Annotated in this window: 11 protein-coding genes; 8 read left to right on the forward strand and 3 right to left on the reverse strand. The window is 64.6% G+C overall.

Translation table 11 applies throughout. From position 1 onward, the window contains the following. From AB4Y44_RS41730 to AB4Y44_RS41750, 5 genes are all read left to right on the forward strand, one after another. Window positions 1-146 (forward strand): hypothetical protein (locus AB4Y44_RS41730; RefSeq protein WP_342925409.1); only part of this gene is annotated, 146 nt, incomplete at its 5' end. A 182-nt stretch (window positions 147-328) separates the two neighbouring features. Then, window positions 329-1,309 (forward strand): ABC transporter substrate-binding protein, encoded by a 981-nt coding sequence (locus AB4Y44_RS41735; RefSeq protein ID WP_368702749.1) that lies wholly within the window; start codon window positions 329-331, stop codon window positions 1,307-1,309. A 19-nt stretch (window positions 1,310-1,328) separates the two neighbouring features. Continuing rightward, window positions 1,329-2,303, forward strand: a complete 975-nt coding sequence (locus AB4Y44_RS41740) for a ribose ABC transporter (RefSeq protein WP_342925405.1) — start codon at window positions 1,329-1,331, stop codon at window positions 2,301-2,303. After that, on the forward strand, window positions 2,300-3,076 hold the full coding sequence (locus AB4Y44_RS41745) for an ATP-binding cassette domain-containing protein (RefSeq protein WP_342925404.1): 777 nt from the start codon (window positions 2,300-2,302) through the stop codon (window positions 3,074-3,076). The genes AB4Y44_RS41740 and AB4Y44_RS41745 overlap by 4 nt, the downstream gene beginning before the upstream one ends. A gap of 86 nt (window positions 3,077-3,162) precedes the next feature. Next, the gene (locus AB4Y44_RS41750; RefSeq protein ID WP_342925408.1) at window positions 3,163-3,516 is read left to right on the forward strand and encodes a DOPA 4,5-dioxygenase family protein; all 354 of its coding nucleotides are present in this window, start codon (window positions 3,163-3,165) and stop codon (window positions 3,514-3,516) included. A gap of 66 nt (window positions 3,517-3,582) precedes the next feature. On the opposite strand, the gene AB4Y44_RS41755 is transcribed toward AB4Y44_RS41750, so the two are convergent. Beyond that, window positions 3,583-4,941 (reverse strand): MFS transporter, encoded by a 1,359-nt coding sequence (locus AB4Y44_RS41755; protein WP_342925403.1) that lies wholly within the window; start codon window positions 4,939-4,941, stop codon window positions 3,583-3,585. A 242-nt stretch (window positions 4,942-5,183) separates the two neighbouring features. Between AB4Y44_RS41755 and AB4Y44_RS41760 the strand changes: the two genes are divergently transcribed. Both AB4Y44_RS41760 and AB4Y44_RS41765 read left to right on the forward strand, forming a co-directional pair. Next, window positions 5,184-5,480, forward strand: a complete 297-nt coding sequence (locus AB4Y44_RS41760) for a hypothetical protein (RefSeq protein ID WP_342925407.1) — start codon at window positions 5,184-5,186, stop codon at window positions 5,478-5,480. 183 nt (window positions 5,481-5,663) lie between these two features. Then, window positions 5,664-6,992, forward strand: coding sequence for a sugar ABC transporter ATP-binding protein (locus AB4Y44_RS41765; protein ID WP_368702750.1), 1,329 nt, complete (start codon window positions 5,664-5,666; stop codon window positions 6,990-6,992). A 437-nt stretch (window positions 6,993-7,429) separates the two neighbouring features. On the opposite strand, the gene AB4Y44_RS41770 is transcribed toward AB4Y44_RS41765, so the two are convergent. Further along, the gene (locus AB4Y44_RS41770) at window positions 7,430-7,852 is read right to left on the reverse strand and encodes an Rrf2 family transcriptional regulator (protein ID WP_342925400.1); all 423 of its coding nucleotides are present in this window, start codon (window positions 7,850-7,852) and stop codon (window positions 7,430-7,432) included. Window positions 7,853-7,898: 46 nt separating this feature from the next. Here AB4Y44_RS41770 and AB4Y44_RS41775 point away from each other — a divergent pair, with 46 nt between their 5' ends. Next, complete coding sequence (locus AB4Y44_RS41775; RefSeq protein WP_342925399.1) at window positions 7,899-8,903, forward strand: alpha/beta hydrolase; 1,005 nt, start codon at window positions 7,899-7,901, stop codon at window positions 8,901-8,903. 750 nt (window positions 8,904-9,653) lie between these two features. Here AB4Y44_RS41775 and AB4Y44_RS41780 read toward each other — a convergent pair. Continuing rightward, a complete protein-coding gene (locus AB4Y44_RS41780) occupies window positions 9,654-10,016 on the reverse strand; it encodes a response regulator (RefSeq protein ID WP_368702751.1) in 363 nt (120 codons plus the stop codon). Window positions 10,017-10,155 lie beyond the last annotated feature (139 nt).

Genomic DNA, 10,155 nt, shown 5'->3' on the forward strand with positions numbered 1-10,155 from the left:
ACCAGGGCGCCGACTACAGTTCGATTCTGGTGGGCATCCAGGTGCCCGCGGCCGAAGACGCGGAGTTCCGCCGCTTCCTCGCCACGCTCGGTTATCCGCACTGGGAAGAGACGAGCAACCCGGCGTATCGGTTGTTCCTGCAATGAAATAGTCAGTCGTCCCACCAATCGGGACGTCTGCATCTGAAGCGCATAAAGAGCAGAACGAGTGCAGGAAAACACCAGGCCCCGCAGCAGTGCGCGTCAGTATACTGAGCCACTGCTGCCGGGCGTGGTCGCCTCGGGAAGAATGGGCGCCGTGCGTCGGACTCACCTGGAGGAAGACAAACATGTTGCGCATCGCTCTTGGCTGTCTGATGGCTCTTTCCACGATCGCCGCCGGCGTGCTGCCCGGCGTGGCGCACGCGGATGCGGCGCATCCCGTCGTCGCGCTGTTGCCCGGCGTCACCGATCCCTTCTACTTCACGATGCATCGCGGCGCCGAGCGCGCGGCGAAGGAAGAAAACATCCAGTTGCTGTTCCAGGTTCCGAAGGCCTGGAACACCACGGAACAGGTGCCGATCCTCAAGGCGTTCATCGCCAAGCATCCCGACGTGCTGCTCGTCTCGCCCGTCGACAAGCAGCAGCTCATCGGCCCGCTCAAGGAAGCCGCCGACGCCGGCATCAAGGTCATCACCGTCGACACCTATATCGGCGACGGCCATTATCAAACTGGCAAGGGCGACGCCGACTTCCCGCTCTCCTATGTCGCTTCGGACAACCTGGAAGGCGGCCACGTGGCGGCGCGCGCGCTCGCCAAGGCGATCGGCGACAAGGGCACCGTCTATTGCGAGAACAACAAGCCCGGCATCTCCAGTACCGACGCGCGCGCACAAGGTTTCATGGAAGAGATGAAGAAGCACCCCAACATCAAGGTGCTGGAGACGCAGTACAACGAGGACGACGCCAATCGCGCCGCCTCGCACGTGGCGGCGGTGCTTGCGCGCAATCCCGACCTGGCGGGCGTCTTCGGCGCCAACACGTTTTCGGGCGCAGGCGCAGCGCAAGGCGTGAAGAACGCGGGCAAGCAGGGCGTGGTGAAGGTCGTCGTGTTCGACGCCGTGCCGGGCATCGACGAGCAGATCCGCAGCGGCCTCGTCGATATCGCCATCGCGCAGCTTCCCGACGAGATGGGCTATGACGCCGTGAAGTTCGCCGCCGACGCCATCCACGGCAAGAAGATTCCCACCTACAAGGGCACGGGCTTCGTGGTGCTGGACAAGTCGAACATCGACAAGCCGGAGATGAAGCAGTACATCTATTCGAACTAAGCCACGCGCACAGAGCCACATGAACGACAAACGACTCGACAGGCTCGCGCTCGTCAGCAAGGTCTGGCCGTGGCTCTTCCTCGGCACGCTGCTCGTCTTTTTCGAGGCGTGGGCGCGCATCTCGGCGCATCGGTCGTTCGTGTTCAACGCGTACAACCTGCAGTCGATCGGGCTCGCGGCGAGCGCGCCGCTGCTGTTGGCCATCGGTCAGACCTTCGTGATCATCACCGCGGGCATCGATCTTTCGGTGGGATTCGTGATGGGGCTCGCGGCGGTGTGCGTCGCGCAGTTCACGATTCCCGGCGGCGCATCGCCGTGGATCCTGCTGCTGTCGATTCCGCTCACGGTGCTCGTGTGCCTGATCCCAGGCTTCGTGAACGGCGTATTGATCGCGCGCCTGGGCGTGCCCGCTTTCATCGGCACGCTCGGCATGTATGGCGTTGCGCGCGGCGTGGGCTTTCTCGCCGCGGGCAGCGGCATGACGGTCTCCGTCAACAATCCCGGGCTCGCGTGGCTCGGTGGCGGCTGGACGCCCGTGATCCTCACGGCCGTGCTGCTCGTCATCATGCACTTCGTGCTCTCGCAAACGCGCTTCGGTCAGTACACCTATGCGATAGGCGGCAATCCACAGTCGGCGGTGCGTGCGGGCATCAACGTACGCCGTCATCTGTTCGCGATCTATCTGATCGCGGCGGCGTTCGCGGCCGTGGGCGGCATCGTCTACACGGCGCGCTTCGCCGCGGGCGCGGCCAATGCGGGCGAACCGATGCTGCTCGATTCGATCGCGGCGGTCGTGATCGGCGGCGCGAGTCTCTTTGGCGGCACCGGCAACGTCATCGGCACGCTGATCGGCGCGCTCATCATCGCCGTGATCGAATTCGGGCTCGTGTTCATCGACGTCAACGCGTTCTGGCAATTCATCGTGGTCGGCATCGTCATCATTCTCTCGGTGCTGATCGACCAGTACAAGGATCGGCTCGGAGGCGCGCAATGAATGGCGCGAGCGGCACGCCGATTCTGGAGGCGCGCGACGTCTCGATCCGCTTTGGCGGCGTGGAGGCGCTCAAGCGCGTGTCGTTGCGGCTGATGCCGGGCGAAGTGCTTGCGCTCGCGGGCGACAACGGCGCGGGCAAGTCCACCCTCATCAAGATCCTTTCGGGCGTGTATCGCGCCGATGCGGGCGATCTGCATTTCGAGGGGCGTCCGCTCCAGCTGCGCGATCCGCAGGATGCGCGCTCGCAGGGCATCGAAACCATCTATCAGGATCTCGCGCTCGCCGACAATCTCGACGTGGGCAGCAACATCTTCCTCGGCCGCGAACCCGTGCGACGGCTGTTCGGCTTCCAGGTGATCGACCGGCCGCACATGGCGCGGGTGGCGCGCGAAGTGCTCGAGCGGCTCGATATCGTGATTCCACCGCGCAAGCTCACGGGCCCCGTGAAAATGCTCTCCGGCGGCCAGCGCCAGGCCATTGCGATAGGCCGCGCGATTTACTGGAACGCGCGCGTGCTCATCATGGACGAGCCCACCGCGGCGCTCGGCGTGCCCGAGCAACGCAAGGTAATGGAGTTGATCCGCGGGCTCAAGGCGCAGGGCGTGGCCGTGATTCTCATCTCGCACAACCTGCACGATATTTTCGCCGTCGCGGAGCGCATCGTCGTGCTGCGGCGCGGCGAAGTGGCGGGCGAGCGGCGCGTGGTCGACACAGACGGCGACGAGATCGTGCGGCTGATGGTGGGCGACACGTATTCGAACGGCGCGCACTGAAACCTGGCGTGGTGCGTTCGCCTGCGCGGTGCGGGCATTCGATGGACAATGTCGGCTCGAACCTTTACCGCATGCCTGCTTCCGCCATGAACTACCTCGATCCCGCCGACATCACGAGCTGGCACGCCCACGTCTATTTCGACGCGGCGACGCGCGACGCCGCATTGACCTTGCGCGAGGCGATCGATGTCCGCTTCGGCGAGATCGTGCAGATCGGGCGCTTTCACGAGCGCCCGGTCGGGCCGCATCCGATGTGGTCGTATCAGCTCGCCATTACGCGAGAGCATTTCACGACGGTCGTCGAATGGCTCACGCTCAATCACGGCGCACTCGACGTGTTCGTGCATCCAAACACCGCCGATGCCCTGCGCGATCATCGCGACGCCGCCGTGTGGATCGGCCATTCGCACACGCTCAATCTTGGCGCGCTCGGCGGCTGATCGCTCAGCGGATTGCGCCGCCCTGCAGCCTGCGGCACGGCGCAATCCTCGACACTCCCGCGGGCCTCAGTGCCCGAACGACTCCGTCTTTGCCGCCGACGATCCGCTCGCCTGCGGCCGCGCGGCCTGCTTGATGAGCAGCGCCGCGCCGGCAATGAGACCGGCGACGGCGACCGTCGCGAAGATGCCTGCAAACGTGAAGTGCCGGCGCGCGAGTTCGGCGACGAGGAACGAGCCCGCAATGCCGCCGAAGCGCCCGATGCCGAGCATCCAGGCCACGCCGGTGCCGCGTCCCTGGGTGGGATAGAACGCGGCGGCGAGCGCGGGCATCGACGATTGCGCCGTGTTCATCAGCACGCCGGCCACGAACACCACGAGCACGAGCAGGGCCACGTTGCCGGCCGCCTGGCCGATGAGCCACACCGAAAGCGCGGTGAGCACGTAGCACGCGGCGATGATGCGGTTCGCGTTGAAGCGGTCCATGAGCATGCCGCTCAGCACCGCGCCCACGCCGCCGAGCGGGAAGAGCGCCGAAATCAGCGTGGCGCTCGAGGCCGTGAGGCCGGAGTCCTTGAGCAGGAGCGGCATCCAGTTGATCGACGCATAGAAGATCACGAGCCCCATGAAATACGCGACCCACAGCATCACCGAGCCGACGAGGTACATCGGAGAAAGCACGACGCCGAGGCCCTTGCCTTGCGTCTGCGGAGCGTGCTCCGTCATCGTGAACACCTGCGCCTTGGCGGCGTCGGGCGAGATGCGGGCGAGCGCGGCGCGAATCCGCTCGACGGGCCGCTGGTTCGCCACCATATAGCGCACCGATTCCGGCATGCGCAGAAAGAGCGGCACGGCGAGCACGAGCGGCGTCACGCCGCCGAGCATGAGCACACTGCGCCAGCCGAAATGCGGAATCATCCACGCCGCGAGAAAGCCGCCGCAGGCCGCGCCGAGCGGAAAGCCGCAGAACATCAGGTTGATCACGGTGGCGCGGTTCCGGTCGGGGCAGAACTCGCCCATCATCGTGACCGCGTTCGGCATGGCGGCGCCGAGACCCACGCCCGTAATGAAGCGCAGCCACGTGAGCTCGCCGATGCTGGTGGAGAACGCCGAAACGAGGCAGGTCACGCCGAACAGCAGCACCGAGCCGACCAGCATGGAGCGGCGCCCGACGCGGTCGGAGAGCGGCCCTGACACGAGCGCGCCGCAAGCGAGGCCGAAGAGCGCCGCACTCAGCACGGGCGCGAGCGCGGGCTTGGGGATGCCCCATTCGCCGAGCAGCGAAGGCGCGATGAAGCCGATCGCGGCGGTGTCGAAACCGTCGAGCAGGACGATGACGAAGCACATCGCGAAGATGAGCCACTGGAACGGCGAAAACGGATGTTCGTTGATGAAGGTCTGGACGTCGACGGCACGCGGCTGGTCCATGGTTTTGTCTCCTGTCGACCGAGGTTGTCGTTGTTTCGGCCCGCCGTGGCGAGCCGCTTTTTCTGGTTTGCCTTACAAGCTGGAATAGTAACCGCAGCGCGGCGTTTGCTGGAGATCATCAGCGGGCGCGGCAGGCGGCCGTCTGCTAGCCTGAAAGCAGCACGGCGCGCACTCGCGTGCTCAAGCGTGTCGCGTTGCGCGACAAGGAGTGCCAGATGAAGCCTTTCTTCGCCCACGCGGCCATGCCGTGCCTCATGGCAGGCGCGATGCTGGCAGGTGCGTCCGGCCAGGCGTTTGCCCAGCTCGCACCGAATGACGACCTGCGGACGCCGCAAAATAGCCTCGCGCTCATGCCGGGCGCCCAGCCCGGTAGCGAATACCCGACCCATGGCAATCGCCAGGCCGGCGAGATGCCGGTCGGCCCTACCGATCCGCGCGGGCAACTCGCGAACGGTCACCCGAACAACGCCGAGGCGGGCGGCTACGGCGCGCCGTTGGCGGGCGTGCGCTCGGGTGGGCAAAGCGGCGCGGGCATGTAAGCGACGGGCCGCTTCAGGTCCGCTCGGGTTGCCAGGCAAGCTGGGCTTCGAGCGCTTCGCCGGGCGCGAGCATGGTGCCGCCCACGTCGACGCGCTGCACGGTTCCTTCGTGACGCAGATTGCGCCAGTCCGTCGTGTTGCTGACGGGCTCCGCGCAGAAGTACGGCAGGCCTGGCGGACACCGTGCTCGAAACGCACGGTGTGTCGAAGACCTTCGGTGTGGTGCGCGCGCTGCGCGACGTTTCGCTCACGCTGCGCGCGGGCGAGGTGCACGGCCTCGTGGGTGAGAACGGCGCGGGCAAGTCCACGCTGATCAAGGTCCTCACCGGCTTTCATCAGCCCGACTCGGGCGCGCTCACGCTCGACGGCGCGGACGTCGCGTTCGACAGTCCGCGCGCGGCGCAGGGCGCGGGCGTGTGCGCCGTGTATCAGGAAATCAACCTGATCCCGGAGCGCAGCGTAGCCGACAACACCTTTCTGTGTCACGAACCGAAACGCTTCGGCATCCTGATCGACAGGAAGCGCATGCTCGAGCGCGCCGCCGACATCGTGCAGCGCTACCGGCTCGCGGTCGATCCGGCCGCGCGTCTGGGTTCGCTCGGGATCGGCGCGCAGCAGATGGTGGCAATTGCGCGCGGCGTTTCGCTGGGCGCGCGCGTGCTGATCCTCGACGAGCCGACTTCCGCCCTGAGCGGCGCGGAGGTGGAGGTGCTGTTCGAAGTCGTCGATCGCCTGCGCGCCGAGGGCATTGCGCTGCTGTTCGTGAGCCACCGGCTTTCCGAATGCTACCGGCTGTGCGATCGCTTCACGGTGATGCGCGACGGCGCCGTGGTCCGTACGGGTACGCCTGCAGAACTGCCGCGCGCGGCATTGAACGCGGCCATGCTGGGCCGCGATAGGGCGGGCGAGCACGCGTGGGCCGAGCGCTCGGGCAGCGCCGATGCCGACGCCACGCCTGCGCTCGCCGTCGACCATTTGCAGTGGGGCAACCGCGTGCGCGACGTGTCGCTGCGCGTGGCCCGCAGTGAGATCGTCGGCCTGGTCGGCCTGCTCGGCTCGGGCCGCACGGAAACGTTCAAGACGATCTTCGGCGCGCAGAAGGCCGATGGCGGCGCGGTCGATATCGCGGGCCGAGCGCTCGCGCATGCAAACCCGGCGCGCTCGATCGGACGCGGTCTCGCCTTCCTGTCCGAAGACCGCCGCGCGGAAGGCATCTTTCCGCGTCTGTTCGGCTTCGATCTCTCGGTCGGGTCGATGGTCGGACTCGGCACGGTGCTGGCCGCCTATGCCGCGCCCTATGGATGGGGCGCCGCGGCTCGCGCCCGTGGCGGCGGGTTTCGTCGTCGGGCTGGTGAACGGCGTGCTGATCGCCCGCGCGCGCATGGCGCCGTTCATCGTCACGCTTGCGGCGCTGCTCGGGCTCAAGGGGCTCGCGCTCGTGCTCGCGAGACAGGATCTGCTGATCGCCAATTCGGGTTTCTTCGCGCGCGTCGCCAACGTAGGACGCGATAAAAACGTCACTACAAAGACCCCGACACCGCGGCGTTTTGCGCCACCGAGGTGACAGTTTTGTTTCCACTCCGAACGCCATAAAAGCGTCACTTCGCCTCAGTCCGCATTAAATTCGACACTTCGCATCGCCGCTGCGAGCCCGGAATCTTTCGAGGCCTGATCTGCACGGACACAGTTTCGCAGCAAAACGCAGCTATATCGCTAATACCTGTTAGCGATTGGGGCGCACACTTTTGCGGCGATGTCGACGGGTTCATGCCGCCGTGAGTGGCCGTTCTCAGATGCTACGTAAGGCGCTAGCCGTTTAGGTTTATTCGACGCCTGCCATGGGCGGCAGGAACGTGCATGCCTGTGCGCATGTCGGCAGGCGTCGAATAAACCTAAACGTACGCGGCCTGTAGACAGACGACTGCCATTGCGCCAGAAGTGGACGCTCCTTAGGGCTTCGGCACCTTCACGTACCGCGCTATGACGGAAAGACGCATCTGCGCGAAACGCCGGAGCAATTCGTCCTCTGCAGAACTCAGTGCATCGTCGAGGAACCGGTTGACTGCTGACTCCACCGGGCAAGCCGGATTGTCATCCGCCGTACCGATCGCGAATGCGCTCCTAGGTGCGATTGCAGCATATATGTCACGCACGGTGAGATCGCCGAGTTCACGACGCAGAGCCCAGCCTCCCCCCGGTCCAACGATCGACTCTACATAACCGGCCGCACGCAGCGCGGCCATAGTGCGTCGAACCAGCGACGGCTGGGTGTGCAGCATTTGCGCGATCGTCTCGGAGGTGGTTGTGCCGCCGCGCAGGTCCATGTGTATGAGTACGTGAAGAAGCCTGGCAAGCCGTGTATCTCGTTGCATGTTTCTTGAAGCAAGTTATTCGTGACATTTGATGTTACGATTTCGCGTGACTTACCGCAACCATCGGAGCGCGATCGTGTACGCATTTACTCAGTCCTTTATCGAAACCAATGGCGTCCGCCTGAGCGTCGCCGCCCAGGGAGCGGGGCCGCTAGTCCTGCTTCTTCATGGGTTTCCTGAGACGTCGTACGCGTGGCGACACCAATTGATGGGCTTATCGAATGCTGGCTTTCGCGCGGTCGCACCAGACCTGCGGGGCTTCGGACTCAGCGATTGTCCGATTGAACCAGGGCGGTATACGACGCTCGACATCGTCGGTGACCTGGTGGGCATCATGGACGCGCTCGGAGAGACAAATGCTGTCGTGATGGGAAATGACTGGGGCGCAACCATTGCGTGGCAGGCCGCGCTGTTGCGCCCTGACCGCTTTCGCGCTGTCGTGGCGCTCGGGGTTCCCATGATGGGCCGAGCCCCAATCTCGCCGAGTCGGATATTTCCGCAAACTGAACAGGCGTGGTTTTACACACATTACTTCTCTCAACCGGGGCAAGCCGAGAGCGAACTCGAGCTCGACGTTGCCGCTACACTGCGTAAGCTTTATTTCTGGGCATCAGGGGACGCCGGCCTGCGCGACCAGAAGACACCCAATCCATTTGGACTCGTTGCGAGGCAGGCGGGACTCCTCGGCGCTTTGCCTGAACCTGCGTCGCCACCCACATGGCTCGATAAGGTCGACTTCGACGCTTTTGTGCGGGCATACAAGGCGTCGGGGTTTCGCGGGGGGCTGAACTATTACCGCAATCTCGACCGTAACTGGGAATTGCAGGCTGCCTTCGACGGCCTGCCGGTCCAAACTCCCGCCCTTTATCTAGTCGGGGAATACGACACCGGGCTGGCGATTCCAGGCATGCACGAAATCATCGGCGACATGCGGAAGCTCGTGCCCAACCTGCGAGATTCTCAAATCATTCAGCGAGCGGGTCACTGGCTGCAACAAGAGGCCCCGGACCTCGTCAACGCCGCCGTGATCGAGTTTCTGCGCAACCTTTAGGACCCGTTGACCGCATGTAGATCTATATCGGTCGTTCGCTCAAGGGTGGGCAATGGCCGTCTCGGGTCGCGTCATGCCTTTTGCATCGAGGACCCACCCGATCCGATGGGCGCGCTCTGTCGTCGGGCGCTAGCCGGCCAGTTACGGACGTACTCAGACGAACATTCGAGCGGTGGCTCCGCCTTGGCAACGGACATTCGAGCGCGGCGCGCGTTAAGCAAGTCGTCGCCTCAATGCAGCCAAAGGCTGTTTATCACCGGCGCGCGGGCTCTCCGAGACGCGTCCGCCGTCGCGCGAGCCCGCAGGCGGGCGCATATGGTAGTCACGTAGGTGGCGTCTCTCGAGTGGATGCGCGCGAGTGGTCCTCAGTAAGCGCTAGTTATCGGCTGGCGTCTCCACCAGTGTCCCGATCAGGCGCAGAAGTTCGCTATGCTCCGGCCCTTCGCCATCTCGAACAAGGAAGTCGCCAATTGAGATGTCTGACGGCCGGCCACCTGACGAGAGGTTGGGCTCATGTCGGACGAAAACCCGGCCAGAATCGTATTCGTGGACGAGCGACCAACGGTCACCGTTCGCGCTCCGGTAAAGCTCTCGCGCCTTTTGAGTCATGGCCCTCTCCTGTTCGCGGCTAAGCATACGGCAGCCGGGACGTCGCTGACAGGGTGTCAACGTGGTTTTATACAAAGGTGTCAGAAGTTCTCCCTGACATACCCGGTGGCCGACGATTGCAAGGTCGAGCACAACACCGGTCTAGTGAGCGAGCGTCTCAAGCAGGCGCAACAGAGGGCCTGGCGCGGCGCCTTTCTGGCAGTATGCATCGAAGCCCGCACCGACGCCCGACCGACGCGCGGTAGGTTCGTCCAAGGCAGTAAAAGCTACAATGATCGTTTGCCGCGTCAGATCTTCCGCGCGCAGGCGTCGCGCAACCGCGTACCCGTCCATCTCAGGCATGTTGATGTCCAACAACGCGATTAGGGGGACCCACGATCTGACGGTTTCCAGTGCGGCCAGACCATCAAGCACAAATCGAGCCTCGTATCCTGCCTCCGTGAGTGAGGCGGAAACGGCCTCGGCACCGGGACCGTAATCATCCACGACAAGAACGCGACGCACGCAGTCGTCGGCGGGGGGGGTGCCCCTATGTGGTTCGTCAAGCGCTAGGGGCTGACTTGGGTTCGTAAAAGGTGCCGTCTCGCAGCATGGCAAACAGGACGTCGCAGCGTCGCCGTGCCAGTGCGATGAGCGCCTGGTT

This window comes from Paraburkholderia sp. BR10937, assembly GCF_040965695.1.
Classification (GTDB): Bacteria; Pseudomonadota; Gammaproteobacteria; order Burkholderiales; family Burkholderiaceae; genus Paraburkholderia.

Bases quoted from the DNA above. Each gene is read 5' to 3' on its own strand.
- AB4Y44_RS41735 (WP_368702749.1), top strand. From the start codon at position 329: ATGTTGCGCATCGCTCTTGGCTGTCTGATGGCTCTTTCCACGATCGCC.
- AB4Y44_RS41740 (WP_342925405.1), top strand. From the start codon at position 1,329: ATGAACGACAAACGACTCGACAGGCTCGCGCTCGTCAGCAAGGTCTGG.
- AB4Y44_RS41745 (WP_342925404.1), top strand. From the start codon at position 2,300: ATGAATGGCGCGAGCGGCACGCCGATTCTGGAGGCGCGCGACGTCTCG.
- AB4Y44_RS41750 (WP_342925408.1), top strand. From the start codon at position 3,163: ATGAACTACCTCGATCCCGCCGACATCACGAGCTGGCACGCCCACGTC.
- AB4Y44_RS41755 (WP_342925403.1), bottom strand. From the start codon at position 4,941: ATGGACCAGCCGCGTGCCGTCGACGTCCAGACCTTCATCAACGAACAT.
- AB4Y44_RS41760 (WP_342925407.1), top strand. From the start codon at position 5,184: ATGCCGTGCCTCATGGCAGGCGCGATGCTGGCAGGTGCGTCCGGCCAG.
- AB4Y44_RS41770 (WP_342925400.1), bottom strand. From the start codon at position 7,852: ATGCAACGAGATACACGGCTTGCCAGGCTTCTTCACGTACTCATACAC.